This is a genomic window from Dechloromonas sp. ZS-1, from assembly GCF_039649255.1.
Lineage (GTDB): Bacteria > Pseudomonadota > Gammaproteobacteria > Burkholderiales > Rhodocyclaceae > Azonexus.
In genome coordinates this window covers 88,163-115,122 of record NZ_JBDIYD010000002.1, presented here as the reverse complement: position 1 = coordinate 115,122, position 26,960 = coordinate 88,163, and the positions used below count along the sequence as shown (strand labels likewise).

25 protein-coding genes are annotated in these 26,960 nt (G+C 60.1%); 19 read left to right on the top strand and 6 right to left on the bottom strand.

Translation table 11 applies throughout. The features are described 5' to 3' along the window. Positions 1-49: 49 nt before the first annotated feature. The 5 genes from AACO21_RS03330 to AACO21_RS03310 all read left to right on the top strand — a co-directional run bounded on the left by AACO21_RS03330 (position 50) and on the right by AACO21_RS03310 (position 4,187). The gene (locus tag AACO21_RS03330) at positions 50-1,306 is read left to right on the top strand and encodes a nitronate monooxygenase (protein WP_346191069.1); all 1,257 of its coding nucleotides are present in this window, start codon (positions 50-52) and stop codon (positions 1,304-1,306) included. A gap of 131 nt (positions 1,307-1,437) precedes the next feature. After that, the gene (locus tag AACO21_RS03325) at positions 1,438-1,902 is read left to right on the top strand and encodes an ankyrin repeat domain-containing protein (RefSeq protein ID WP_346191068.1); all 465 of its coding nucleotides are present in this window, start codon (positions 1,438-1,440) and stop codon (positions 1,900-1,902) included. Positions 1,903-1,962: 60 nt separating this feature from the next. Further along, a complete protein-coding gene (locus tag AACO21_RS03320) occupies positions 1,963-3,165 on the top strand; it encodes a hypothetical protein (RefSeq protein ID WP_346191067.1) in 1,203 nt (400 codons plus the stop codon). Positions 3,166-3,173: 8 nt separating this feature from the next. Further along, positions 3,174-3,602, top strand: a complete 429-nt coding sequence (locus AACO21_RS03315; RefSeq protein ID WP_346191066.1) for a hypothetical protein — start codon at positions 3,174-3,176, stop codon at positions 3,600-3,602. 144 nt (positions 3,603-3,746) lie between these two features. Then, positions 3,747-4,187 (top strand): CBS domain-containing protein, encoded by a 441-nt coding sequence (locus AACO21_RS03310; RefSeq protein ID WP_346191065.1) that lies wholly within the window; start codon positions 3,747-3,749, stop codon positions 4,185-4,187. Here the strand turns inward: AACO21_RS03310 and AACO21_RS03305 are convergent. Together AACO21_RS03305 and AACO21_RS03300 are read right to left on the bottom strand one after the other, a co-directional pair. Further along, positions 4,181-4,963, bottom strand: coding sequence for a tRNA pseudouridine(65) synthase TruC (locus AACO21_RS03305; protein WP_346191064.1), 783 nt, complete (start codon positions 4,961-4,963; stop codon positions 4,181-4,183). The genes AACO21_RS03310 and AACO21_RS03305 overlap by 7 nt on opposite strands. Next, complete coding sequence (locus AACO21_RS03300; RefSeq protein WP_346191063.1) at positions 4,956-5,939, bottom strand: aldolase/citrate lyase family protein; 984 nt, start codon at positions 5,937-5,939, stop codon at positions 4,956-4,958. The genes AACO21_RS03305 and AACO21_RS03300 overlap by 8 nt, the downstream gene beginning before the upstream one ends. A gap of 157 nt (positions 5,940-6,096) precedes the next feature. Here AACO21_RS03300 and AACO21_RS03295 point away from each other — a divergent pair, with 157 nt between their 5' ends. Beyond that, the gene (locus AACO21_RS03295) at positions 6,097-9,066 is read left to right on the top strand and encodes an ATP-binding protein (protein WP_346191062.1); all 2,970 of its coding nucleotides are present in this window, start codon (positions 6,097-6,099) and stop codon (positions 9,064-9,066) included. A 96-nt stretch (positions 9,067-9,162) separates the two neighbouring features. Here AACO21_RS03295 and AACO21_RS03290 read toward each other — a convergent pair whose 3' ends face one another. Beyond that, positions 9,163-10,149: a malate dehydrogenase gene (locus AACO21_RS03290; protein WP_346191061.1), complete on the bottom strand. Its 987-nt coding sequence runs from the start codon at positions 10,147-10,149 to the stop codon at positions 9,163-9,165. A 199-nt stretch (positions 10,150-10,348) separates the two neighbouring features. On the opposite strand from AACO21_RS03290, the gene AACO21_RS03285 reads away from it, so the two are divergent. The 13 genes from AACO21_RS03285 to AACO21_RS03225 all read left to right on the top strand — a co-directional run bounded on the left by AACO21_RS03285 (position 10,349) and on the right by AACO21_RS03225 (position 24,113). Further along, complete coding sequence (locus tag AACO21_RS03285) at positions 10,349-11,101, top strand: GntR family transcriptional regulator (RefSeq protein ID WP_346191060.1); 753 nt, start codon at positions 10,349-10,351, stop codon at positions 11,099-11,101. Positions 11,102-11,219: 118 nt separating this feature from the next. Continuing rightward, positions 11,220-11,606, top strand: a complete 387-nt coding sequence (gene sdhC / locus AACO21_RS03280; protein WP_346191059.1) for a succinate dehydrogenase, cytochrome b556 subunit — start codon at positions 11,220-11,222, stop codon at positions 11,604-11,606. After that, positions 11,603-11,950 (top strand): succinate dehydrogenase, hydrophobic membrane anchor protein, encoded by a 348-nt coding sequence (sdhD, locus tag AACO21_RS03275; RefSeq protein ID WP_346191058.1) that lies wholly within the window; start codon positions 11,603-11,605, stop codon positions 11,948-11,950. Before sdhC ends, sdhD begins: the two co-directional genes overlap by 4 nt. A 2-nt stretch (positions 11,951-11,952) precedes the next feature. Beyond that, complete coding sequence (sdhA, locus tag AACO21_RS03270; RefSeq protein WP_346191057.1) at positions 11,953-13,737, top strand: succinate dehydrogenase flavoprotein subunit; 1,785 nt, start codon at positions 11,953-11,955, stop codon at positions 13,735-13,737. A 12-nt stretch (positions 13,738-13,749) separates the two neighbouring features. Then, on the top strand, positions 13,750-14,460 hold the full coding sequence (locus tag AACO21_RS03265; protein ID WP_346191056.1) for a succinate dehydrogenase iron-sulfur subunit: 711 nt from the start codon (positions 13,750-13,752) through the stop codon (positions 14,458-14,460). Further along, positions 14,460-14,702 carry a succinate dehydrogenase assembly factor 2 gene (locus AACO21_RS03260; RefSeq protein WP_346191055.1) on the top strand — a complete coding sequence of 81 codons (243 nt, stop codon included), beginning with the start codon at positions 14,460-14,462 and terminating at the stop codon, positions 14,700-14,702. The genes AACO21_RS03265 and AACO21_RS03260 overlap by 1 nt, the downstream gene beginning before the upstream one ends. A gap of 85 nt (positions 14,703-14,787) precedes the next feature. Further along, the gene (gltA, locus tag AACO21_RS03255) at positions 14,788-16,086 is read left to right on the top strand and encodes a citrate synthase (protein WP_346191054.1); all 1,299 of its coding nucleotides are present in this window, start codon (positions 14,788-14,790) and stop codon (positions 16,084-16,086) included. 104 nt (positions 16,087-16,190) lie between these two features. Beyond that, entirely contained in the window at positions 16,191-19,028 is a 2,838-nt protein-coding gene (locus AACO21_RS03250; RefSeq protein WP_346191053.1) for a 2-oxoglutarate dehydrogenase E1 component, read from the top strand. 25 nt (positions 19,029-19,053) lie between these two features. Then, a complete protein-coding gene (odhB, locus tag AACO21_RS03245) occupies positions 19,054-20,295 on the top strand; it encodes a 2-oxoglutarate dehydrogenase complex dihydrolipoyllysine-residue succinyltransferase (RefSeq protein ID WP_346191052.1) in 1,242 nt (413 codons plus the stop codon). Between the two features lie 76 nt (positions 20,296-20,371). Next, positions 20,372-21,796, top strand: a complete 1,425-nt coding sequence (gene lpdA, locus AACO21_RS03240; protein WP_346191051.1) for a dihydrolipoyl dehydrogenase — start codon at positions 20,372-20,374, stop codon at positions 21,794-21,796. A gap of 124 nt (positions 21,797-21,920) precedes the next feature. Next, positions 21,921-23,039 carry a cell division protein ZapE gene (zapE, locus tag AACO21_RS03235; protein ID WP_346191050.1) on the top strand — a complete coding sequence of 373 codons (1,119 nt, stop codon included), beginning with the start codon at positions 21,921-21,923 and terminating at the stop codon, positions 23,037-23,039. A gap of 16 nt (positions 23,040-23,055) precedes the next feature. After that, entirely contained in the window at positions 23,056-23,859 is an 804-nt protein-coding gene (locus AACO21_RS03230) for a secretin N-terminal domain-containing protein (protein ID WP_346191049.1), read from the top strand. Further along, positions 23,856-24,113, top strand: a complete 258-nt coding sequence (locus tag AACO21_RS03225) for a hypothetical protein (RefSeq protein WP_346191048.1) — start codon at positions 23,856-23,858, stop codon at positions 24,111-24,113. The genes AACO21_RS03230 and AACO21_RS03225 overlap by 4 nt, the downstream gene beginning before the upstream one ends. A gap of 55 nt (positions 24,114-24,168) precedes the next feature. Here the strand turns inward: AACO21_RS03225 and AACO21_RS03220 are convergent, their stop codons facing one another. The 3 genes from AACO21_RS03220 to AACO21_RS03210 all read right to left on the bottom strand — a co-directional run bounded on the left by AACO21_RS03220 (position 24,169) and on the right by AACO21_RS03210 (position 26,909). Next, entirely contained in the window at positions 24,169-24,630 is a 462-nt protein-coding gene (locus AACO21_RS03220; protein WP_346191047.1) for a PaaI family thioesterase, read from the bottom strand. A gap of 163 nt (positions 24,631-24,793) precedes the next feature. Beyond that, complete coding sequence (locus AACO21_RS03215) at positions 24,794-26,065, bottom strand: aminotransferase class I/II-fold pyridoxal phosphate-dependent enzyme (RefSeq protein WP_346191046.1); 1,272 nt, start codon at positions 26,063-26,065, stop codon at positions 24,794-24,796. 94 nt (positions 26,066-26,159) lie between these two features. Further along, the gene (locus AACO21_RS03210) at positions 26,160-26,909 is read right to left on the bottom strand and encodes a glycine zipper 2TM domain-containing protein (RefSeq protein WP_346191045.1); all 750 of its coding nucleotides are present in this window, start codon (positions 26,907-26,909) and stop codon (positions 26,160-26,162) included. Between the last annotated feature and the right edge of the window lie 51 nt (positions 26,910-26,960).

Sequence of the window (26,960 nt, the reverse complement as noted above, 5' to 3'; positions counted from 1 at the left end):
TCCTGGCCAGTAGCAGGGTAAGAGCCAGGCCGATTTCCTAAGGACAATAATGAAGCGTGTGGATGATTTCCGCTTGCGACTGGGCAAGCACGAACTGGTGCCGATCATGATCGGCGGCATGGGGGTCGATATTTCGACCGCCGACCTGGCACTGGAGGCGGCCAGGCTGGGGGGCGTGGGCCATATCTCGGATGCGATGATCAATACCGTGTCCGATCGGCGCTACGAAACCAAGCACGTCAAGGAAAAGCTCGCGTTGTACAAGTACAACGTGCTCAATGAAGACAAGTCGCCGGTCAAGTTCGACCTGGGTCGTCTCGAAGAAGCCACCCGCCTGCACGTTGAAGCGACGATGCGTCGCAAGCAGGGCGATGGCCTGGTCTTCATCAACTGCATGGAAAAGCTGACCATGAACGCGCCCAAAGAGACGCTCAAGGTCCGCATGACGGCTGCCATGGACGCTGGCATCGAAGGCATCACGCTGGCCGCCGGCCTGCATCTGGGCTCTTTCGCCCTGATCGAAGATCACCCGCGTTTCCGTGACGTGAAGCTGGGCATCATCGTGTCCTCCGTCCGCGCGCTCCAGCTTTTCCTGAAGAAAAACGCCCGCACCGGCCGCATGCCGGATTACGTCGTGGTCGAAGGCCCCCTGGCCGGCGGCCACCTCGGCTTTGGCATGGATTGGGCCGAATATGATTTGGCCACCATCGTCGCTGAAGTGCTGGCCTACCTGAAGGCAGAAAACCTGGATATTCCGGTCCTGCCGGCTGGCGGGATCTTCACCGGTTCCGATGCGGCCGCCTTCCTCGAGCAGGGTGCCGGTGGCGTTCAGGTGGCGACGCGTTTCACGGTGGCCAAGGAATGTGGTCTGCCGGACGACGTCAAGCAGGAATACTTCAAGGCCGATGAAGACGATATCGAGGTCAACCAGATTTCGCCGACCGGCTATCCGATGCGCATGATCAAGGGCAGCCCCGGTATCGGTGACGGCATCCGCCCGAACTGCGAAGCTTACGGTTACCTGCTCGACGCCAACGGCAAGTGTTCCTACGTCTCGTCCTATAACCGTGAAGTGGCCGCCCATCCGGGTGAGCGCAAGGTCAAGGTCTGGGACAAGACCTGTCTGTGCACCCACATGCGCAATTTCGATATCTGGACCTGCGGTCAGCTCACCTGGCGCCTCAAGGACACCACGATCAAGCAGGATGACGGTCAGTATCAACTGTTGTCCGCGGAGCATATCTTCAAGGATTATCAGTTCAGCACGGACAACAAAATTGCCCTGCCGGACGCGTTGACCGCCTGATTCAGGTTTGCAGCGCTGCATGAAAAACCCGGGTCAAGCCGGGTTTTTTTATGCCTGTTGAGGTGTATCAAGCAGATGCCGCCGAGGCGCTCCTAGACTCTCTATTCCGTGTTTCCCCCTGACCTTATTTCATGCTTCGATCTCGCGCCGCGCTTATCCTTTGTCTGGCCTGGGCTTCAGTTGCCTCGGCTGGTGAATTGCCCATCCACGATGCTGCCCGTAACGGCAATGCACAGGCCGTCAAGGCAGCCCTGGCGACGCAGCCGGCAAGCCGTGATGCCCGGACGGACATGGGATCGACGCCTTTGCACCTGGCTGCGGCCAATCCGGATGTGACCGCTCTACAGGCCCTGGTCGCTGCAGGCGCAGACCCGAATGCACGTGATGCCGACGGGCTGACGCCCTTGCACATGGCAGCCTACAGCCAGCAGGCTCGGCATGCGCGCCTGCTCCTTGAAGCCGGCGCGGATCCCATGGCCAAGACCAACGCCGGTCGGGACCCGACCTCGATGGCGCGCAAGGCCATGGCGAACGAAGCGGCAGGGGTGATCTCACTGTGGATTCTGAAAGGCTGCCAGGCGGGCAAACCCTGTTGATGATGCCGGGCGATGTGCTGCGTCTTGGCTACAATAGCGCCCTGGCATAAGAGGGCGAACATGAAATCAAGCGTGATGACGATCCTGCAAAGGCTGCTGTGTTGCGGTTTGCTGGCCGCCGGACTCGGTGCGGGCGCTGCAGGCGCCGATGAGTCGGCGTTCTCCCTGAGCGGTTTCGGAACGCTGGGGGCTGTCCGCACGTCAACAGACCATGCGGAGTTTGTCCGTGACCTTTCTCAGCCGCGTGGCGCAACGTCGAGTTGGACGAGTGCCGTCGATAGCGTCCTGGGGGTGCAGGCCAACTGGAAAATGAGCCGGGAATGGGAAGCCGTCGTTCAGCTCAATAGCCGTTACCGTTTTGACCGAAGCTTTCGCCCGGACCTCGCCTGGGCCTATCTGAAGTATGAGCCCCTGCCGAATGTCAGCCTGCGTGCGGGCCATCTGGGGACCGAATTTTTCATGCTGGCCGATTCCCGTTGGGTCGGTTATTCCTTCCTGACGGTTCGGCCGCCCGGGGATTTTTTCTGGTATCTGCCTTTTTACAGCATCAACGGGATGGATGCGGCATTGACCGTGCCCCTGGGCGAGTCGCAGATCCGGGGCAAGGTGTTCTGGGGGAAATCCCAGGGCAAAGTGCCTTTGGCCGAAGAGCAATGGAATATCGATGGCTCGCCGATGATGGGCGGTTACGTCGAATACCATCATGGTCCGTACTGGTTGCGCGGGAGTTACGCCAACCTTAAATTCACCCATGATCTGCCGCTCAATCCGGTGCTCGCCCGTGAAGCCGGGATGCAATTGAACGCGAGCCAGCTGGCCTATCTTGCCACCACCGGCAAGCGGACACATTACGCCTCCCTGGGGTTTGTCTATGACGATGGCCCATGGCAGGGGCAGATCATGCTCAATATGATCAATCAAGGCTCGCAGGCCTTTGAAAACTCCCTGGGTGGCTATGCGCAACTCGGCTACCGGGTGGGCAATGTGACCCCGTATCTGGGCTATTCTCAAGTGCGCTCCAAGGGCCGTGAGAATGAAACCGGTCATCCGCTGGTCGGCTACGTGATGGCCGATTCTCATACCGATCAGAAGACACACTTTGCCGGTGTGCGTTGGGATTTCGCGCGCAATCTGGCACTCAAGGCGCAGTGGGATGGTATTCGCGGGACAGCCAGTTCGATCCTGCCTTATCGTCGCGAAATCCGTTCCCAGTGGGATGGTCGGATGGATGTGTTCTCGCTGTCCCTGGACTTCATTTTCTGAGGCATGGAATGCGCGTGAAATCATTCCTGCTCTTGCTCGGTGTGCTGCTTTGCGGCACCGGCATCCATGCACAGGATCTGGTGGTGGTGGTTAGCCCGCGTAGCGGGGTGGCGGCAATGACGCGAGCTGAAGTCATCAATTATTTTTTTGGCCGCAATCGTCAATTCTTTAACGGCGTGGAGGCCGAGCCCGTCGACCTGCAGGACAGCAACCCGTTACGAGAGCGTTTTTATCGCCAGCTGGTCGGCAAGGAACTGGCCGAGGTGAATGCCTATTGGTCGCGCCAGCTCTTTTCGGGCCGCATGCAGCCCCTGCCGCGGGTCGCCTCCAGCGATGAGGTACTCAAGTGGGTGGCAGCGCACCCGGGTGGGATCGGATTTGTCGAGGCACACAAGGTCGATGCGCGTGCCCGTATCGTCTATGAGTTCAAGCCATGAACATCGAATTGATCGGCATGTGCCTGATTTTTGTGGCAATCGTCTGGATTGTCCTGCGCAGTTCGTGAGCGCAAGGGGGCTTGCGTTTCCGGGTGGAAATGGGGACACTGGTATGGCCCCAACATAACACCAAAGGAGACAAAAGTGCCAAAACGTACAATTTCGGATGTGATTGCCGGTCGTCCCTTGATTCACGCCGAGGCGTCCATGACGGTGCGCGCAGCGGCGGTGCGCATGGCGGAATGCCGGATCGGCGCCTTGTTGATCCTCGACGGCGATCAGATTGCCGGCATTTTCACCGAGCGCGATGCGCTGAATAAAATCCTGGCTGCCGGCCTTGATCCTGATAAAACCACGCTGGGGGAGGTGATGGTCCGCCATTTGCAGACCATTGGCGCCGACAAACCCCTGGCTTACGCACTGCACATGATGGCGGAAGGCGGGTTCCGCCACGTGCCGGTGGTGGATGCCTCCGGCAAGGCTTTGGGCATGGTTTCCGCGCGCGATGCATTGGGTCAGGACATGGTCGATCTGGAGCGCGATCTGCGCCGCCTGGCCGAACTCGAAACCTCGATCGGTTATTGATCCCGCGCTGGCGCAGGCCAGCCGAATTGCGCCAGCAGGGCGGCAAATTCGCCGCTCACTGGCGCATTTATTTTGAGCGCTTGTCCTGTTTCGGGGTGCGTGAACGCCAGCTCCGTGCAGGCAAGTAGCATTCGGCGACACTCGAACTGCTCGGCAATGAAGCGGTTGTGGCGGCCTTTGCCGTAGGTCGCATCGCCGATGATGGGATGGGCGATGTGCTTCAGATGCCGGCGGATCTGATGGCGCCGTCCGGTGACCGGATTGAGTTCCAGCAGGGCGTAACGGCTGGACGGGTAACGGTCAACGCAAAATGGCAGCTCGATTTCAGCAAGACGACGGAAATGGGTGAGCGCGGCTTGCGCTTCCTGCTGCATCGCTTCGCCCTGAAACGCGTAATCGTCACGTTGGCGTGTGAGCGGGTGGTCGATGCTGCCGTGCAGGGGCGGATGGCCCCGCACGACGGCGAGGTAGCGCTTGCCGACCGTGCCCGCCTCAAATTGCCGTCCCAGCTTGCCCGCGATCTCTGCCGTCAGCCCAAACAGCAGCACGCCTGAAGTGCCCCGGTCGAGCCGATGTGCGGGCCAGACCCGCTGGCCAATCTGGTCGCGCAGCAACTGGATGGCAAAGCGGGTTTCGTGGCGGTCGATTTCCGAGCGATGCACGAGCAGATTGTGCGGCTTGTCGATGACGACAATGTGCGCGTCGCGATAAAGCAGCGTCAGCGGCGCCGTATCTTCCGTGAGGTCCGCCGGACGGTCGACGGGCTGGTCAAGCAAAAAAACGTTCCTGTGCATGGCTCGGGATGGCCATTCCCGTGACGTGAGCGCGCTCAAGCAGTTCCCAGTAGTAACGGTAGGAGGCGCGGTCGTGGAGTTTGCCCGAGTGCTGGATCGGGCCCCAATCCTTGTCCTGGGCGGCGATCAAAATTTCGGCAGCAGCCTGGACTTCGGAGAAGTCGGGGCGCATGGCATCCACGATGGGTTGAATCTGGTTCGGGTGAATGCTCCACATGCGCAGATAGCCAAATTCGTTGCGGGCGCGCTCGGCATCCCGGCGGATGTAATCGAGATCCTTCAGCTCGGTGGTCACGTTATGCGACGGCACGACCCCGTTGGCCAGTGCGGCGGCGGTGATCTCGCTTTTGGCGCGGGCCACCAGCGGGTGGTCGAACTGGCCGGGGCTCGTCATCGCACTGCCCGGAATGGCGCCGTGATGCCCGGAAACAAAATCCATCAAGCCAAAATCGAGGGATTCGACGCCGGGCAGGGCGGCAATGTCCCAGACTTCACGCAAGGCGCCATGCGTTTCGATCAGAACATGGACCGGAATCCGGCGGTCAACGCCGAATTTGCGCTCGATTTCACGCAGGGCTTCGATCTGGATCATCACATCACCGGCGCTGCAGGGCTTGGGGAGGGTCAGGAAGGGCAAGCGGTTGCCAGCCTGGCCGACCAGGATTTCCATGTCCTGGCGCCAGTGCGGATGAGTGACGTCATGCACGCGGGCGCCGACGCGGTTGAAGCGGTTCTCCGGGCTATTGATGATGGCAGCCGCCATCTCGGCATGTTCGCGCTCTGCACCGGCATGTGCACCGTCTTCGCAGTCGCAGGTGATGTCAAAAATCGGTCCCAGCTGATTCTGAAGTGCCAGCGCCTTGTGCATCAGCTTTTCTGAGCCGGCGTAATGGTCGACCGCCGGCAGGATGGGGAAGGGTTTCTCACCCGCGAAGAGAACGGTTTTGGGATGGCGCATGATCGAATGTGCGGTCAGTCGAAAATCCCATTTTACCGCGCCCCCAAGGCTTGCGGCGTTTTCGCCAATATTTGATATTGTTGAATTAGCTACATTTAATATATTGTTGTGGTCATTCGGATGGCACTGGATGCTGGATGTGCGACAGGGAGCGGCCATGACGCAGGTGAAGGCGAAGACGGTCAAGCACTGGGGGCTCAGGAACCTTCTGGTTGCGCTGTGCTATGCCCTGCTTGGGTGGCTGGCGCACTATTTGTCGACGGCCAGTGGCTTTGCTTCGGTGATCTGGTTTCCGGCCGGCCTGGCGCTGGGGTGTACCTTGGCCTGGGGATGGCGGATTCTCCCCGGCGTTGCGTTGGGCGCATTGCTCATCAATACGATCCTACATGCTGTCAGCGGTTACTCGGCTGCGTTATCGCTTGTCGTCGGCTTGGCGATTACCTTTGGCGTTTGTTTGCAGGTGGTGCTGGCGGTACGTCTGATTTGCCAGGATGAGGATGTGCCGCTTCTGGATCGCTGGCCGGAGATCATGCGATTTCTCTTGTTGGGCGGATTGGCGGCGCCTGCGATCAGTGCCAGTATTGGTGCCGCCACGCTGATGGTGGCGCAGGACAAGGAGTTGCTGCAGTGGGCCGATGTGGCGCTCTCGTGGTGGCTGGGAGATGCACTCGGGATCATGTTGTTGGCGCCGGTGGCCCTGTCTGTATGCATTTCCCTGGATGATCCGGCTTCCATTTGGGGCAAACGTCGCATTTCGGTCGGCTTGCCGCTTTTGGCCACCTTGTTGGTGTTGACCGTCGCCTTCATGATTGTCGGGCGTTTCGATCGGGATGCCCGTCAGGCCGAATTCGATCAGCATGCCACACGCCATGCGGTGACCTTGGCCACCGCCTTTCGGGCCGCACTCGAGTTGCCGCTGACCTTGCGCGATCATTTCAAGGTCAGTGGTGCATTTGCAAAACGGGATTTCGAGGCGCTGGCAGCGCGATTGCACATTCGTCACCCCGGGGTGCGCGGCATGGTATGGCTGCCCGTCCAGTCGAATACGTCACGTCTGACGGTGGCGTATGCCTTCCCGGCGGGGCTTTATAGTCACCTGCACGGGATCGATTTCGAGCGTGTTCCACTCTGGCGAAAAGCCCTAGATGAGGCGCGGGAGAATCGCTTGCTGGGTGTCTCGGGGGGAAGTTTATTGCCTGGCTCCAGCTTGCAGGATGGCGAGGCACTGATGGCCTTCGTCCCCGTTTTCTGGTCCCCCCCGGATCGGGCGGAAGAGGTGCTCGTGGGGGTGGTGGCAGCGATCGTGCCGACCGGCGGCATGGCGCGCAAAACACTGCCTGCCCTGGTCAGCGATGGGGTGCAGCTGAGTATTTTCGATGTCACGGAGGCGCGGGAACTCGGGCATCCGTTGTTTCAGACGGCGACGCAGCATGGTAGCCAGGTCATGCTGAATAGCACCCGTATTGAATACGGCAGCCGGATTATCGATTTCGTGTTCTCGGCGGAGCCCGGCGCATTTTCTCCGGCACGGGTGACGGGAAATAGTTGGTTCATTTATCTTGCCGGCTTGCTATTCAGCCTGTTGCTTGTCGGCGTCTTGCTGGCAGCCAGTGCCAGTGCGGCGCGTGCAGAGGTCCTCGTGAGCGAGCGGACAGCCGAGTTGGAGCGGGCGCGAAACGAGGCAGAGAAAGCCAATAAACTGTTTCATGAAGCGGTGGGGAGCATTGCCCAGGGCTTCACGATTTACGACGAGCAGGATCGACTCGTCGTGTGTAACGAAACCTATCGTCAGATGTATGAAGCCAGCCGCGATCTGATCGTGCCGGGGGCGACCTTCGAGGAGATCGTCCGCCGGGGGGCCGAGCGTGGCCAGTACGCGGATGCAATCGGGAAAGTGGATGAATGGGTGGCCAACCGGGTGCGCCAGCATCAGGCGGCGACCGGCAAGATCGTCGAGCAGCATTTGGGAGACGGGCGCTGGTTGATGATTGTGGAACATCGGACGCCCAGTGGTTATATCGCCGGTAACCGGATCGATATTACGCCCCTCAAGTTGGCCACGGCGCAGTTGGAAGAACGCAACGCTCAACTGGATGCCTTGTTCATGTTGAGTCCGGATGGTTTCGTGGCGTTTGATGGGGACGGCCTGGTTCAGTTTGCCAACCCCGCTTTCTATCGGATTACCGGCCTGAGTGCCGGGGAGGTGGTGGGGCGGGATGAGCGGGCGCTGGAAAAGGCCTTGCTGGCCCGGGTGGAGCGTTCTTCTGCTGCTTTCCGCTTGCAGGAGGCCTTTACGGCCGAAGCTTACGAACAGCCGTTGTTGCTCAATTTGTCGATCCCGCAATGGCGTTGCGTGCAAGTCTTGGGGGTGGAAAATACGACCACCACCGTCGGGCGTATTCTGTATTTCCGGGATGTGACCCGCGAGGTCGAGGTGAGCCGGATGAAGAGCGAGTTTCTGTCGCACGCCGCTCACGAATTACGTACGCCCATGACCAGTATCCTGGGCTTTTCCGAATTGCTGATGCTCAAGTCCTTCCCGGCGGAGAAACGTCAGGAAATTATCGAAACCATTCACCGTCAAACGCGCTGGCTGGTCGATATCATCAATGAGCTACTTGATCTGGCGCGGATCGAGGCGCGACGCGGCAAGGATTTCAACCTCGAAAGCCTGGATTTGCGGGATGTGGTTGATCCTGTGCTGGTGGGGCTGGCGTTCGATCGTACACGGTGGCCGGTGCGCTGGCAGCGCCCGGAGGCGGATTTCAAAGTGATGGCAGACCCGGCAAAACTGCGTCAGGCCTTGCTTAACCTGATCAGCAATGCCCAGAAATATTCACCGGATGGCGGGGAGATCGTTGTCACGCTGCGTACGGATGGCGGACGCTTCGGGATTGAGGTGGCGGATCATGGGCTCGGCATGACGCCGAATCAGCTTGCCTCGTTTGGCGAGCGTTTCTGGCGCGCCGATACCTCGGGTAAAACGCCGGGCACCGGATTGGGGGTTTCAATCGTCCGTGAAATCGTCGAATTGCATGGCGGCAGTCTGGAGACGGCCTCGGAGCCGGGGGTAGGGACACGGGTCAGTCTTTGGTTGCCAGCCGAGCAGACGGACGTGCATTTGTAGCGTCTGGCCGACGGTCGACCGAGATTTGGGCGATGAATTCGGGAAATAAAAAAGCCGCAGCAGTGCTGCGGCTTTTTGTGTCTCAGGCAGGCTGGATTACAGCATGTCCTTGACGGCTTCAGCCTCGTCGGTCAGTTCCTTGAGGGTGATGTTCATCTTTTCGCGGCTGTATTCGTCGATTTCCAGACCCTGGATGATCTTGTACTGGCCGTTCTTGCACTCGCACGGGAAACCGTAAACGATGCCTTCCGGAATGCCGTAGGAACCATCGGACGGAACGCCCATGGTGACCCATTCGTCGGAACCGAGGACCCAGTCACGGACGTGGTCGATGGCAGCGTTGGCAGCGGAAGCAGCGGAGGACAGGCCACGTGCTTCGATGATGGCGGCGCCGCGCTTGCCGACGGTCGGCAGGAAAACGTCGTTGTTCCAGGCGTGATCGTTGATCAGCGCCTTGACGTTGTCGCCGTTCGAGGTGCAGTTACGGTAGTCGGCGTACATCGTCGGGGAGTGGTTGCCCCAGACAACGAGTTGCTTGAAGGAAGAAACCGGGCGGCCGGTCTTTTCAGCCAGCTGGGACAGGGCGCGGTTGTGATCCAGGCGCAGCATGCCATGGTAGTTCTTCGGGTTCGTGCGGCCAACCTTCTTGGCGGCGGCAGCGGCGATGAAGGCATTGGTGTTGCACGGGTTGCCGACGACGAGAACCTTGACGTCTTCCTTGGCGTTCTCGGCAATGGCCTTGCCCTGAACGGTGAAGATGGCGCCGTTGGCGGCCAGCAGGTCGGCACGCTCCATACCCTTGGTGCGCGGACGGGCGCCGACCAGCAGGCAGACGTCAGCATCCTTGAAGGCAACGTTCGGGTCGTCGGTGGCGATCATGCCGGCGAGCAGCGGGAACGCGCAGTCGTCCAGTTCCATCATCACGCCCTTGACGGCCTGCTGGGCCTGCGGCAGATCCAGCAACTGCAGAATGACCGGTTGATCCTTGCCAAGCATTTCGCCAGAGGCAATGCGGAACAGCAGGCTATAACCGATCTGGCCGGCGGCGCCGGTCACGGCAACGCGCATGGGGGCTTTGGACATATGTCGCTCCTGTATTTAAACAGCGGGTTGAAATATTCTGGTTTTTGCTCGCGTGCCGCTTCAACCGTTACCTTGCATCGGTGGGCACTGGAGACAGCTGATGTTAGAAGGTCGGGGCGATACTGTCAATTCATCATGTGTCTTATATAAGACAACTTTTCGTGGACGCTGGCGCTGAAATGTGCTGAAATCCGCCACCATGACCCGTGACGCTTCCCGTCCTTCCCGCGTGCCTTCGCCCACGTTCAGCCCACTCTACCGGCAGATCAAGGATTTCCTGATCCGCAGCCTGGAGGCGGGGGAGTGGGGGCCTGGTGATGCCATCCCCAGCGAGGGGGAGTTGGCTGCACGTTTCAATGTCAGTCAGGGGACGGTGCGCAAAGCCATCGATGAAATGGCCTCCGAGAATTTACTGGTCCGGCGTCAAGGCAAGGGGACCTTCGTGGCGACGCACGAAGATCCGCGTTCCTTTTTCCGTTTTCTGCGCCTGGTGCCGGATGACGGGAATGTCTTGCCCAGTGTCAGTGATCCGTTGTCGTGCACTCAGATTGCTGCGCCTCAGGATGTGGCGGATGCCTTGGGTATCGCTCCTGGTGATGCCGTGTTGTGTGTCGAGCGCCTGCTCCGCTTTGGCGGCGAGCCCATTGTTTACGACCGCATTTATCTGTTGGCCGACTCGTTCCAGGGCTTGGGGTTGGATAAATTGCGTGCTTCCGAGCGCTCTCTCTATAGTCTCTTCGAGAGTGATTACGGTGTCCGGATGATTAGTGCTGAAGAACGCTTGCGTGCGGTTGCCGCAGATGCGTACAGTGCTGGCCTGCTCGGGGTTGGGGTGGGGGAGCCGTTGCTGCTCGTGGAGCGGACGGCCTACACCTATGGTAATAAGCCGGTGGAGTGGCGGCGTGGTTTGTATTGCACCCACCGTCACTATTATCGGAACAACCTCGGGTGATGGAACTCCCGTGTGGTGCGCTTTGCGGCGTGTCTGCGCGGAATTTGAATGTATAATTACGGTTCTTTTCAAACCACGTACAAGCGGATAACCGCATCTTTCGCGAGGGATGACGTTCATGGCAGAAATGACCATCAAGAAACGTCCAAAAAACTTGGACTTGACAACTATCCGGCTGCCGTTGCCGGGCAAGGTTTCAATCCTGCATCGTGTCAGCGGTGCCGGGCTGTTCCTGTGCTTCCCGGTATTGCTGTGGCTTTTTGGTGCCAGCCTTGGCTCCCCTGAAAGCTTTGCAAACTTCAAGCAAGTTGCAGGCATGCTGCCGGTCAAGGTGATTCTGGCAGGTTTGCTGTGGGCTTTTGTCCACCATTTCTGTGCCGGTATCCGTTTTCTGTTGCTGGATGTGCATGTCGGCATCGAGAAAGAGGCTGCCCGTAAGTCGGCTGGCATTGTCTTCGCTGTCAGCGTTCCGCTGACCCTGGTTCTGTGGGGGATTCTGCTGTGATCAACCGTATCGTTGTCGGGGCTCATTACGGCCTCAAGGACTGGATCGCGCAGCGCGCTACCGCGGTCATCATGGCGGTGTACTCTGTGTTGATCGCCGCTGTGTTGCTGGTGGTTCGTCCTTCCACGTTTGAAGCCTGGCAGGGTGTATTCGCCAATGGCGTCATCAAATTCCTGACTTTCCTCTTCTTCGTCAGCTTGTTCTATCACGCCTGGATCGGTGTGCGTGATATCTGGATGGATTACGTGAAGCCGGTCGGCCTGCGCCTGACCCTGCACGTTCTGACCATTGCTGCGCTGGTGGGTTACACCGCGTGGGCTGCTGCGATTCTCTGGAGGCTGTAAGCGTGAGTATTCCTGTTCTGAAATTCGACGCAGTCATCGTGGGTGCCGGTGGCGCCGGTCTGCGTTCTGCGATTCAATTGTCCGAGGCCGGTCTGAAGACGGCTGTTCTGTCCAAGGTATTCCCGACCCGCTCGCACACTGTTGCCGCTCAGGGCGGTGTTGCTGCTTCGCTGGGTAATTCCGAGGAAGATAACTGGCATTGGCACATGTACGACACCGTCAAGGGCTCCGACTGGCTCGGTGACCAGGATGCGATCGAATTCATGTGTCGCAAGGCCAACGAGGTTGTCGTCGAACTTGAGCACTACGGTATGCCGTTCGACCGTACCGATGAGGGCAAGATTTATCAGCGCCCGTTTGGTGGTCACATGTCGAACTTCGGCGAGAAGCCGGTTCGTCGCTCCTGTGCCGCTGCTGACCGTACCGGTCACGCCATGCTGCACGCGATGTATCAGCGCAACGTCAAGGCCAACACCCAGTTCTTCGTGGAATGGATGGCCCTGGATCTGGTGCGCGACAGCGAAGGTCATGTCGTCGGTGTGACGGCCATGGAAATGGAAACCGGCAAGATTGTCATTTTCCACACCCGTGCAACGATTTTCGCCACCGGTGGTGCCGGTCGCATCTTCCACTCCTCCACCAATGCCTTCATCAACACCGGCGACGGTCTGGGGATGGCTGCACGTGCCGGTATTCCGCTGGAAGATATGGAATTCTGGCAGTTCCACCCGACCGGCGTGGCGGGTGCTGGTGTGCTGATTACCGAAGGGGTGCGCGGCGAAGGCGGCATTCTGCGTAACAGCAGCAAGGAGCGCTTCATGGAGCGCTATGCCCCGAACGCCAAGGATCTCGCTTCCCGTGACGTGGTTTCCCGCGCCATGGCAACCGAAATCAAGGAAGGCCGTGGTTGCGGTGCTGGCAAGGATCACGTTCTGCTGGATATTACCCACCTGCAGCCGGAAACCATCCTGAAGCGCCTGCCGGGTATTCGTGAGATCGCCATCCAGTTTGCTGGTGTCGATCCGATCAAGGAACCGATTCCGGTTGTGCCGACCTGCCACTACCAGATGGGCGGTATCCCGACTCACTTCTCCGGTCGTGTTGTCGTGCCGCAGAATGGCGATTTCAATACCGTGGTCCCGGGTTTCTACGCTGCGGGCGAATGTGCCTGTGCCTCCGTGCATGGCGCCAACCGCCTCGGTACCAACTCGCTGCTTGATCTGCTGGTCTTCGGTAAATCCGCCGGTGACTCCGCAGTGGAAGACCTCAAGTCCGGCAAGGCCCATCGCGAACTGCCGAAGGATGCTGCTGAGCAGTCCCTGTCGCGCGTCAATGCACTGAATACCCGTCAGGGTGGTGCCAATGTGCATGAGACCCGTCTGGCCATGCAGCGCACCATGCAGGATCACGCGGGTGTTTTCCGCTTTGGCGACATGCTCAAGCAAGGCGTCGAGAAGATTCTCGAAGTCGAGAAGGCAGCGCGCCAACTCGAGATCAAGGACAAGTCCCAGGTCTGGAACACCGCACGTGTCGAAGCCCTCGAAATGGAAAACCAGATCGAAGTGGCCAAGGCGACGATGATCTCCGCAGAGGCCCGCAAGGAGTCCCGTGGTGCACACGTCCGCGACGACGCGCCGGATACGCCGGAATTCCCGAATGGTCGTAATGACAAGGAATGGCTGAAGCACACCCTGTTCAGCCCGGTGGATAACACCATCGCCTACAAGCCGGTGAACATGCAGCCGCTGACCGTCGAAACCATCGCGCTCAAGACGCGTTCGTACTAATCGGAGAAAATGATGAGCAAACGTACGGTTCAATTCAGCATCTACCGCTACGATCCGGATAAGGACGACGCGCCCTACATGCAGGATATTTCCGTGGAACTCGATGCCACGGACCGCAAGTTGCTGGACGCCCTGACCAAACTGAAGGCCAAGGACGACACGCTGGCTTACCGTCGCTCCTGTCGTGAAGGCGTCTGCGGTTCCGATGCCATGAACATCAACGGCAAGAACGGTCTGGCCTGTCTGCAGGACATCGATGAACTGAAGCAGCCCATCGTGTTGCGTCCGCTGCCGGGCTTGCCGGTCATTCGCGATCTGATCGTCGATATGACCCAGTTCTTCAAGCAGTACCACTCGATCAAGCCCTATCTGATCAACAACGATCCGGCACCGGAGCGTGAGCGCTTGCAGTCGCCGGAAGATCGTGAAGAACTGAACGGTCTCTACGAGTGCATCCTGTGTGCCTGCTGTTCGACCTCCTGCCCGTCTTTCTGGTGGAATCCGGATAAATTCGTCGGCCCGGCTGGTCTCTTGGCGGCATACCGTTTCATCGCCGATACGCGTGATCAGGCAACCAACGAGCGTCTCGATAACCTCGAAGACCCGTATCGCCTGTTCCGTTGCCATACCATCATGAACTGTGTTGACGTGTGCCCGAAGGGTCTGAACCCGACCAAGGCCATCGGCAAGATCAAGGACATGATGGTTCGTCGCGCCGTCTGATGGAACGTAAGGACTACGAACGTCTGCGTTGGCGCTGCATCCGCCGCGCATTTCTCGAACTCGATATCGTGTTCACGCGATTTCTTGAAAACGGGTTCGAGCAATTGAGCGAGGAGCAAAAGCAGGCGTTCGTGGAACTTGCCGACATGGAGGATCACGATCTCTGGTATCTCGTCAGTGGCAAGACAGAGACCGATGATCCCCGCTTTGCGCCCCTCGTGGCGCTGCTTCGTAAGTGTTAAGTAAGGTTGGCGGCGTAATTTCGTTCCGTTGACCGCTTTTTGGCAGTGCAGTGATATAACCAACACCTGTTATAGGGAATAAACCATGACGACCGAACGCAAGGCAACTTTGAACATCGATGGACAGGCTCCCGTCGATTTCCCGATCATGTCCCCGACGCACGGCAACGATTGCGTCGATATCCGTACGCTCGGTGGCAAGACCGGTCTGTTTACCTACGACTCCGGTTTCCTTTCCACCGCCAGCTGCAAGTCCAAGGTCACCTATATCGATGGTGACAAGGGCGAACTGCTTTACCGTGGTTATCCGATCGAGCAACTGGCTGAAAACTGCAACTTCCTTGAAGTGACCTATCTGCTGAAGAATGGCGAACTGCCGAATGCACAGCAGAAGGGCGATTTCGAAAACACCATCAAGCGTCACACGATGGTGCATGAGCAACTCTCCAAGTTCTACTCCGGCTTCCGTCGCGATGCTCACCCGATGGCCGTCATGACGGGTGTTGTTGGCGCGCTGTCTGCCTTCTACCACGATGCCATGGACTTTTCCGATGCCGAGCATCGCAATGTCAGCTTCAATCGCCTGATTGCGAAGATGCCGACCATCGTTGCGATGGCTTACAAGTACAGCACCGGCATGCCGTTCATGTACCCGGACAATGAACTGGATTACACCGCCAACTTCATGCGCATGATGTTCGGCAATCCGTGCGAAAAGTACGTGCCGAACCCGGTTCTGGTGCGCGCACTCGACGTGATCTTCACCCTGCACGCCGACCACGAGCAGAACGCATCGACCTCGACCGTTCGTCTGGCTGGCTCCTCCGGTGCCAACCCGTTCGCCTGTATCGCTGCCGGTATCGCCTGTCTGTGGGGCCCGGCACACGGTGGTGCGAACGAAGCCTGTCTGCAGATGCTGGAGCAGATCGGTGACGTTTCCAAGGTCGGTGAGTACATCAACCGTGCCAAGGACAAGAACGACTCCTTCAAGCTGATGGGCTTTGGTCACCGCGTCTACAAGAACTTCGATCCGCGCGCCAAGCTGATGCGCAAGGTGTGTAACGAAGTCCTGACCGAACTGGGCCTGGAAAACGACCGTCTGTTCAAGCTGGCAATGGAACTCGAAAAGATCGCGCTGGAAGACGACTACTTCGTCGAGAAGAAGCTCTACCCGAACGTCGATTTCTACTCCGGTATCGTTCAGAAGGCCATCGGCATTCCGACCGAAATGTTCACCTGTATCTTCGCGCTGGCCCGTACGGTCGGCTGGATGACGCAGTGGGAAGAAATGATTACCGATCCGGAATACAAGATCGGTCGCCCGCGTCAGCTGTACATCGGCGCTGCCAAGCGCGACGTTGTACCGCTCGCCCAACGCGGCTAAGCAGAAAAACTGGGCGGCCATTGGCCGCCCTTTTTTACTTGCAGGGCTATTGTGCACTGCAACCCGCAGCCTAAGAGAAAGACAACACCCTCAAGGGGACGCCTATGACTACAATGAACCAACTGTTCGACAGCACCATGTATTTCGGTGGTAACGCACCGTTTGTCGAGGAACTGTACGAAACTTATCTGAATGACCCGACTGCCGTTCCGGCAGAGTGGCGCGACTACTTCGATCGCCTGGCACAAATGCCGGGCTTTGTTGCTCGTGACGTGGCGCATGCGCCTGTCATCGCTGCTTTTGCCGAGCTGGCAAAAGACGGTGGCTTCCGTCCGGTCGCAAAATCCTCCGATGGCGAGAACAAGAAGCAGTCCGCCGTTGGGCAACTGGTAACGGCCTACCGTTCCCTGGGCACCCGCTGGGCAGATCTCGATCCGCTCAAGCGCCTGGCTCGCCCGAAAATCGACGAACTCGAGCCGTCCTTTTACGGCTTTACCGATGCCGATCTGAACAAGACGTTCAGCGTGGGCTCGCTGCAGGGTCTGCCGGAAACCGCCAAGCTGGGCGATATCCTGGAAACCCTGAAGCAGACCTATTGCGGCACGGTCGGCGTCGAGTACATGTACATGACGGATTACAACGAGAAGCGCTGGTTGCAAGAGCGTCTCGAAAAAACCCGTTCCCGCCCGTCGTATAACGCAGATCAGAAAAAGCGCATTCTGGAGCGGTTGACCGCAGCCGAGACCCTGGAACGTTACCTGCATACCAAGTATGTCGGTCAGAAGCGTTTCTCGCTGGAAGGCGGCGAATCCCTGATCGTTGCGATGGATGAAGCCATTCGCACGGGCGGCGCAACCGGCGTTGATGAAGTGGTCGTCGGTATGGCGCACCGCGGTCGTCTGAACGTCCTGGTGAACACCCTGGGCAAGGCACCGTCCATGTTGTTTGCTGAATTCGAAGGCAAGAAGAAGAGCGATCTCTCTGCCGGTGACGTGAAGTACCACATGGGCTTCTCGTCCGACGTGGCCACGCCGGGTGGTGCTTGCCACCTGACCCTGGCGTTCAACCCGTCCCACCTGGAAATCGTGAACCCGGTCGTGGCCGGTTCCGTCTATGCACGCCAGGTGCGCCGCGGTGAAGGTAGCCAGCAGAAGGTCATGCCGATCCTTGTGCACGGTGATGCCGCTGTCGCTGGTCAGGGCGTGAACCAGGAAATGCTGAACTTCGCCCAGACCCGTGGCTACGGTGTCGGTGGTGTTCTGCACATCGTGGTGAACAACCAGGTTGGCTTCACCACCTCCGATCCGCGCGATTATCGCTCTGGTCATTACTGCACCGACATCTTCAAGATGGTCGATGCCCCGATCTTCCACGTCAATGGCGACGATCCGGAAGCCGTGGCACTGGTGACGCAGATCGCCGTTGAATATCGCCAGACCTTCGGCAAGGATGTCGTGATCGACATCATCTGTTTCCGCAAGCTCGGCCACAACGAGCAGGACGAGCCGATGGTCACCCAGCCGCTGATGTACAAGATCATCAGCAAGCACCCGGGTACCCGCAAGCTGTACGGCGACAAGCTGGTGGCCGAAGGCGTGCTGCCGGCCGACGGTCCGGATCAGATGATTACCCAGTACCGCGAGCACCTGGACAAGGGCGAGCTGCTGTACAACCCGGTGATCGCCGGCTACAAGCACCCGAACACGATCGACTGGACCCCGTACCTGACCAAGTCCTACATCGAGACCTGCGACACTACCGTGCCGGTCAAGGAACTGCAGCGTCTGGCTCAGCGCCTGACCACGTTGCCGGAAGGCTTCACGCTTCATTCCCGCGTCAAGAAGATCGTCGAAGATCGTGCTGCGATGGGTGAGGGCAAGCTGTCGGTTGACTGGGGTATGGCCGAGAATCTGGCCTACGCTTCCCTGCTGGTCTCCGGTTATGGCGTGCGTATCTCCGGTGAGGACGTCGGTCGCGGTACCTTCTTCCACCGCCACGCTGCCTTCCACGACCAGAATCGTACGAGCTGGGATGTCGGTACCTATCATCCGCTGAAGAACCTGCAGGAAAAGCAGGCAGGCTTCCAGTGTTACGACTCCGTCCTGTCCGAAGAGGCCGTGCTGGCTTTCGATTACGGCTATGCTTCCGCCAACCCGTACGAACTCGTGATCTGGGAAGGCCAGTTTGGAGACTTCGCCAACGGTGCTCAGGTGGTGATCGACCAGTTCATCGCTTCCGGTGAGGCCAAGTGGGGTCGCGCCTGCGGTCTGGTCATGCTGCTGCCGCATGGCTACGAAGGCCAGGGTCCGGAACACTCTTCCGCACGTCTGGAACGCTTCATGCAAGCCTGTGCAGAGATGAACATGGAAGTCTGCGTGCCGACCACGGCCGCCCAGGTCTTCCACATGCTCCGCCGTCAGGCTGTCCGTATGCAGCGCAAGCCGCTCGTCGTGATGTCGCCGAAGTCCCTGCTGCGTCACAAGGACGCTTCTTCCTCGCTGGAAGAGCTGGCAAACGGCGAATTCAAGCGCGTCATCGGCGAAGTGGACGAACTGGATCCGAAGAAGGTCAAGCGCGTCGTCCTGTGCTGCGGCAAGGTCTACTACGACCTCGTCAATGCCCGTCGCGAGAAGAAGATCAACGATATTGCCATCATTCGTCTGGAACAGCTCTATCCCTTCCCGAAGGAGAGCCTGGAGAAGGAACTGGCCAAGTATCCGAAGGCGACCGAAATCGTCTGGGCCCAGGAAGAACCCCGCAATCAGGGTGCCTGGTACTGGATCGCTTCGCGCCACCATCTGGATTCCCAGGTCAGCACCAAGCAGAAGCTTCTGCTGGTTTCCCGTCCGGCATCGTCGTCGCCGGCCGTTGGTTACCTCGCCAAGCACAACGAGCAACAAAAAGCACTCATCGAGTCCGCACTGGGCAAGATCGAGTACTAATAACTAGAGCAGAGTGGAGTCACCCATGAGCATTATCGAAGTACAAGTCCCGCAATTGTCCGAATCCGTCGCCGAAGGCACCCTGGCCTCCTGGAAGAAGAAGGTTGGCGAAGCCGTTGGCCGTGATGAAATCCTGATCGACATCGAAACCGACAAGGTCGTCCTGGAAGTGCCGTCTCCGGCCGCTGGCGTGCTGGTCGAGATCATCAAGGGCGACGGCGAAACCGTCGTCTCCGGCGAACTGATCGCCAAGATCGACACCGAAGCCAAGGCAGGTGCGGCCGCGCCGGCTGCCGAAGCCCCGAAGGCCGCTGCTGCTCCGGCGGCTGCCCCGGCTGCTGCCGCTGCAGCGCCGGCCGGCACGGCCAGCCCGGCTGCCCGCAAGATCCTCGACGAGAAGGGCATCGCTGCTGCTGACGTCGCTGGTTCCGGTCGTGGTGGTCGTGTGACCAAGGAAGACGCGGTCTCCGCACAGGCCAAGCCGGCTGTTGCGGCGGGTCCGGTGGTTGCTGCTGCCCAGGCCGTGTCGCTGCCGACGCCGCCGACCGGTGTCGATGCAACCGCTGCCCGTACCGAGCAGCGCGTGCCGATGTCCCGTCTGCGCGCCCGTATCGCCGAGCGTCTGGTTCAGTCCCAGTCGACCAACGCCATCCTGACCACGTTCAACGAAGTGAACATGGGCCCGGTCATGGCGCTGCGCAAGCAATACGCCGAAAAGTTCGAGAAGACCCATGGCGTTCGCCTGGGCTTCATGGGCTTCTTCGTCAAGGCTGCCTGTGCTGCCCTGCAGAAGTTCCCGGTCCTGAACGCCTCGGTGGACGGTAACGACATCGTCTATCACGGCTACATCGACATCGGTATCGCGGTCGGTTCGCCGCGTGGCCTGGTCGTGCCGATCCTGCGCAATGCCGATCAGATGTCCATCGCCGAGATCGAGAAGAAGATCGCCGAATTCGGCAACAAGGCCAAGGATGGCAAGCTGTCGATCGAAGATCTGACCGGTGGTACCTTCTCCATCTCCAACGGTGGCGTGTTCGGTTCCATGCTCTCGACCCCGATCATCAACCCGCCGCAATCCGCGATCCTCGGCATCCATGCCACCAAGGACCGTGCTGTGGTTGAAAACGGTCAGGTTGTCGTGCGTCCGATCAACTACCTCGCCATGTCCTACGATCACCGCATCATCGACGGCCGTGAAGCCGTCCTCGGTCTGGTGACCATGAAGGAAGCGCTGGAAGATCCGTCCCGCCTGCTGCTTGGCGTCTAATTGACGCGAGCTGGCGCCAGTTCCCGCTTGCGGGCGCTGGCGCCTTTGCACATCTGAAGAACAAAAGAGGTAATACATGTCCAAGCAATTTGACGTCCTCGTCATCGGCGGCGGTCCTGGCGGCTATATCGCGGCAATCCGCGCCTCCCAACTCGGTTTCAGCGCAGCCTGTGCCGAATCCAATCCCTATGCCGACCCGAAGGGCGAGCCGCGTCTGGGCGGCACCTGTCTGAACGTGGGCTGCATCCCGTCCAAGGCGCTGCTGCATACGTCGCACCTGTTTGAAGAAGCCAACCACAGCTTTGAAGCCCAGGGCATCAAGGTCGGTAAGGCCACCATTGACGTGCCGACCATGAAGTCGCGCAAGGATGGCGTGGTCAACCAACTGACTGGCGGCATCAAGATGCTGCTGAAGAAGAACAAGGTCACCTTCCTGCCGGGCCATGGCTCGTTCGTGGGCAAGGAAGGCGACTATTGGAAGGTCAAGGTCGGTTCCGAGGAAGTGCTGGCCAAGCAGGTGATCCTCGCTACGGGTTCCAAGGCCCGTCATCTGCCGAACGTGCCGGTCGACCAGAAGATCGTCATGGACAACGAAGGTGCCCTGAATCAGGAATCCGTGCCGAAGAAGCTGGCCATCATTGGCGCCGGCGTGATCGGTCTGGAAATGGGTTCGGTGTGGCGTCGTGTCGGTGCAGAAGTCACCATTCTCGAAGCGATGCCGGATTTCCTGGCTGCTGCCGACGTTGATGTCGCCAAGGAAGCCCTCAAGCTGTTCACCAAGCAGGGTCTGAACATCCAGATGGGCGTCAAGATCGGTGAGATCAAGACGAGCAAGAAGGGTGTTGCCATTGCCTATGCCGACAAGGATGGCAAGGAGCAGAAGCTGGAAGCCGATCGTCTGATCGTCTCCATCGGTCGCGTCCCGAACACGGACGGCCTCAACGCCGAAGGCGTCGGCCTGAAGCTGGATGCCCGCGGCTTCGTCGAAGTCGATGGCCATTGCCAGACCAACCTGCCGGGTGTCTGGGCGATTGGTGACGTCGTGCGCGGCCCGATGCTGGCGCACAAGGCCCACGAAGAAGGCGTCATGGTTGCCGAGCTGATGGCCGGTCAGGCCGGTCACTGCAATTTCGACACCATTCCCTGGGTCATCTACACCTCGCCGGAAATCGCCTGGGTGGGCAAGACCGAGCAGGCGCTCAAGGCCGAAGGCATTGAGTACAAGGCCGGCAAGGTGCCGTTCCTGGCCAATGGCCGTGCGCTCGGCATGGGCGATCCTTCCGGTTTCGTGAAGATTCTGGCCTGCAAGCAGACCGACCGTATCCTTGGCGCCCACATCATTGGTGCGAACGCCTCGGAAATGATCGGCGAGTGTGTGGTCGCCATGGAGTTCGGTGGTGCTTCGGAAGATCTGGCACGAATCTGCCATGCTCACCCGACGCTGTCCGAAACCATCCATGAAGCAGCGCTGGCCTGCGACAAGCGGACCCTGAATTTCTGATCTTCGCGAAGATCAGTCCGAGAAGAGAGCCTGGCAACAGGCTCTTTTTTTTCGCCTCGTGATCGATGCTTGAACCGCCTTCAAGCATGTCCGAGCGGGGCGGCGACTGATAGAATGTTGCGCCATGCCACACAAGAAACTCAACGTTCCCGCCCGGGGCATGCTCGATGCCTACGAGGCCTTGCTTGCCAGCCGCGGCTATGTTGCCGATGCCGCCCAGATGGCGGCTGCGACGGCCCTCCAGCATCTCTACGAAAACCTGCTTGCCTTCAAGGTTGACCGGGGCAGCACGCTGAAACGCCTGTTGTCGCCGCCCAAACCGCCGAAGGGCGTGTATTTCTGGGGCGGGGTCGGACGCGGCAAGAGCTTCCTGATGGACTGCTTCTACGATGCCGTGCCGTATCGCCGCAAGAAGCGCCTGCATTTTCATGCCTTCATGCAGCAGATCCACCGCGATCTCGATCAGTTCAAAGGTGAGCCCGATCCGGTGCTGAAAGTCGCCGAGCAGGTCGCCAAGGATGTGCGTCTCCTCTGTTTCGACGAATTTCACGTCTCCGACATCGCCGATGCGATGATTCTCGGCCGCCTGATGGAAGGCTTGTTCAGCAAGGGCGTGATTCTGGTCATGACCTCCAATTACCCGCCCGATCGGTTGTACCCGAATGGCTTGCATCGGGAAAGCTTCCTGCCGACCATCGCGCTCCTCAACAAGCATCTCGATGTGTTCGAGGTCGAGGCCGGCATCGATTACCGCCTGCGTGCTCTGGAGCAGGTCGAGATCTACCATCATCCTGCGGATGACGCTGCCGAGAAGAAAATGCTCGAGTATTTCCGCATGGTGGCTGGTGAGGAAGGAAAGCGGGGCGGTCATATCGAAGTCCTCGGGCGCGATATCGATACGATCCGTCGGGGCAATGGCGTGATCTGGTTCGATTTCCGTACCCTCTGCGGCGGGCCGCGCTCGCAGAACGACTATCTCGAGATTTCGCGCAGCTACCACACGGTGCTGCTGTCCCATATTCCGAAGATGACGGTGCATCAGGCCTCCGAGGCCCGGCGCTTTACCTGGCTGGTCGACGTGTTTTACGACCACAAGGTGAAGCTGATCGTGACGGCGGATTGTGCTGCAGACGATCTGTATACCGAAGGCACCCAGGCCAGCGAATTCAAGCGAACGGTCAGCCGGCTGACCGAGATGCACTCGCAGGAATACCTGGCCCTGCCGCACATTCCTTCAGCCTGAACGACGGGAGCGTGTGATGAAAATGCTGGTCCGCACCCTGTTGACCGTCTGGCTCGTGCTGATCAGCCTTTCGGCCTGGGCGCAGCTCGAAGTGATCGAGCTGCGCAGTCGCTCTGCGGAGCAGGTTTTGCCCGTCCTGCTGCCCCTGGTCGAGCCGGGTGGCACGCTGACCGGAGTGAATAACCAGCTTTTTCTGAAAGCCTCGCCGGGCAACCGGGCTGATATCAAGCGCGCGCTGGCTGCGCTCGACAAGCCCCTGCGGCGCCTGATCATCCGCGTTGCACACGACCGCCAGGCCACGCAGAGCGCACGCGGTGGTGAAGCCAATGGGCAGATTGTGCTGGGCGGCACCAACCGGATACAGGGCGAGGCGCGTGTCTGGGATACGCGCAGCCTGCAGCGCGACAATGCCGCCCAGATGGTGCAGACGGTGGAAGGCGGGCAGGCCTTCATCCAGGTGGGGCGTACTTTGCCGTTGCCGATGCGCCAGGTGATCATTGGTCCGGGGGGGGCCATCATCAACGAAACCACCGTGTATCGCGATATCGGCAGCGGTTTCTATGCCTCCCCACGCGTGAATGGGCAGCGCGTGACCCTGGACATCTCGCAACAGGCCGAACAGATGGCCGGAAATGGGCCGTATGGACGCGTCGACCGTCAGCAACTGTCGACCACGGTCTCCGGGCAGTTGGGTGAGTGGATTGAACTGGGGGGGAGTGGTCGTCAGGCTCAGGGAGAGCAAGGCGGCGGCTTCGCCTACGGCACGCGCGATGGGCGCGAGCAACGCAGCATCTGGCTGAAAGTCGAGGAAGTTGAATGAGCGATGTGATTGTCCGCAAGCCCCGCCACATCGGGCACAAGATTGCGTTGGCCTGTGCCTTGGGGTGCGGGGTGCTGATGGTCCCGGCCATCCTCGGTTTCCTCTGGATGTGGATGACTTACGGAACGGCGAATACCTGGACGCCCAGCATGGCGGCCGTGGTGGCGTTTCTGGGCTGCTGTGCCGGTGTCCTCTACGCCACCAGCGTGCCGCAGCCGCTGCTGCCTCCGGAGGATCAGGCGCCTCAGGCCTGACTGGATCAGCCGGGCGCTCGTCTGAGCGCCCGTGTGCGTTTGCCGATGTGAACGCTCAGGCTTTGAACGTGTCCGGCATCTGGACCGCCACGACTTCGCCGCGCGCCGTGGCGATGCCATTGGCGTAAACCACGGCTTCGACCACCACTTTGCGGCCGCGAATTTCCTTGATCTTGCCACGCAATTCAAGCTCGGGCCCCATGGGGGTCGGTTTCAGGTAATCCACATGCAGGGAGCCGGTGACGAAGCGGAAGGCCGGTTCGCTGTCCATCGGGCGATTTTCAGCACGATACATCGCCGCTGCGGCCGTGCCGGTGCAATGGCAATCGATCAGCGAGGCCAGCAGGCCACCGTAGACGAAGCCGGGGATGGCGGTGTGTTCCGGGCGCGGGGTGTAACGGGTGACGGTTTCATCGCCCTCCCAGTGGGTCTTGATCTGATGACCCTGGCCGTTTAAGCGGCCGCAGCCGTAACAGTGGGCAACGTTGTCGGGGTAAAAATCCTGAAAGGCGCTCATGGGGTCTCCTGGGGGTGTTGTGGTTGGATTCCCGCCATCTTAAGTGGCCCCGCGTGCTGTGGCCGAGTGCAGCGGCGGTCAGATTTCATGCACTTTTTGCCAGTCGACCGCCAGAAACGACAACGCCCGGCCAGGCCGGGCGTTGGTGCGCAGTGGGCGCGGATCAGGCGGCGTTGAGAGCCTGGTCCAGATCGGCGATCAGGTCGTCGATGTGTTCGATGCCGACCGACAGACGGATCATGTCTTCGGAGACGCCGGCCTTGACCAGTTCTTCCGGCGACAGTTGACGGTGCGTGGTCGAGGCCGGATGGCAGGCGAGCGACTTGCAGTCACCGATATTGACCAGGCGGGTAACCAGCTTCAGGGCATCCTGGAAGCGGGCGCCGCCGTCGCGGCCACCCTTGACGCCGAAGTTCAGGATGCCGGAAGCGCGGCCCCCCATGTACTTCTGGACCAGCGGGAAGTCCTTGTGATCCTCGAGGCCGGCGTAATTGACCCAGCTGACCTTCGGATGGTTCTTCAGGAACTTGGCAATCGCGGTGGTGTTCTCGCAGGTGCGGTCCATGCGCAGGGCCAGGGTCTCGATGCCTTGCAGGATCAGGAAGGCGTTCATCGGGCTGATCGCGGCGCCCATGTTGCGCAGCGGCACGACGCGGGCGCGGCCGATGAAGGCGGCGGGGCCGAGGGCTTCGGTGTAGACCACGCCGTGGTAGGAAACATCCGGCTCGTTCAGGCGCTTGAAGCGGGCCTTGTGCTCGGCCCACGGGAACTTGCCGCTATCGACGATGATGCCGCCGATGGAGTTGCCGTGGCCGCCGAGGTACTTGGTCAGCGAGTGCACCACGATGTCGGCGCCGTGTTCGAAGGGGCGGCACAGGTAGGGCGAGGGCACGGTGTTGTCGACGATCAGCGGCAGGCCATGCTTGTGGGCGAGTTCGGCCAGCTTTTCGAAATCGGTGATGTTGCCCAGCGGGTTGCCGACGGACTCGCAGTAGATGGCCTTGGTGCGGCTGTCGATCAGCTTTTCGAAGGCTTCCGGATCGCGGTAGTCGGCAAAGCGGACTTCGATGCCGTACTGCGGGAAGGTGTGGGCGAACAGGTTGTAGGTGCCGCCGTAGAGGGTCGATGCGGAAACGAAGTTGTCACCGGCTTCGCAGATCGTCTGGATCGCGTAGGTGATCGCGGCCATGCCCGAAGCCACGGCCAGCGCGGCAATGCCGCCTTCCATCGCAGCGACGCGCTTTTCCAGCACGTCCTGGGTCGGGTTCATGATGCGGGTGTAGATGTTGCCGGCGACCTTGAGGTCGAACAGGTCGGCGCCGTGTTGGGTGCTGTCGAAAGCGTAGGAAGCGGTCTGGTACACCGGGACGGCAACGGCCTTGGTGGTCGGGTCCGGGCTGTAGCCGCCATGCACGGCGAGGGTTTCGATCTTCATGGTGCGTCTCTCTCTTCTTGTCGTGGAGGGAAAACGCAAAGTGTAACAGGGCTGCCGCGTTCCGGGCGGCAGCCCTGTATCGAATTAGCATGCGTCAGAGGGCTTGCAGGCCACCGTTGTGAAGGCGGACCCGATCACCGGCACGCCAGCGTCCGGTGCTTTCCAGTGTCATCGTACGCACGGCCCCATCATCAAAACGCAGCGTGACTTCAAGCTGCTTGTTGGCGCGGACGTGCTTTTCAGCCTCGTGGCCGGCATAAGCGCCGCCCAGGGCGCCGACGATGGCGGCCGCCGTGCTGCCGTTCCCTCTGCCCACTTGCTTGCCGAGCAGGCCGCCGATGACGCCGCCGGCTACTGCGCCCAGGCCGCTGCCTTCGCCCGGTGCACTGATTTCACGCACCGCATCAATCGTGGCGCAGTCCTGGCAGACCGGCGGCTGGGGCGGGCGGGCCTCGATCACGTCAATCCCGTTATCGTTGCCGGCAGCGGGAGAGGCTGCCGGCTGGGTGCTGGCGTAGTGCAGGTTTTTCGGTCGCTCACTCCGGACGGTCGTAGGGTGACTGGGCGGCGTGGCGACGGCTTTGCGGACCGGTGCGCTGGTCTGGGCTTGCGCTTCCGGGGTCTTGGCGACAGGCGGCGTGCTGACCGGCGCAGGGGGCGTCACGGCTTGTGCTGCTGCTGTCTCCGCTGTCCCGCTGGCTGCTGCCAACGGCGCTGCCGTGGTCGTGGGTGCGGCAGACTGCTGGGGCAACCAGCCGACGAAATGGGCGGTAGCGGCCAGGCTGGCGATCGTGGCGGCGGTGGCGGCCACGATGATCATCGGGTGAGTGGTGTGCGTGGACATCAAGTGCTCCTGTGAAAATCGCTGATGAGCAGATTAACGCGGCGCATCGCA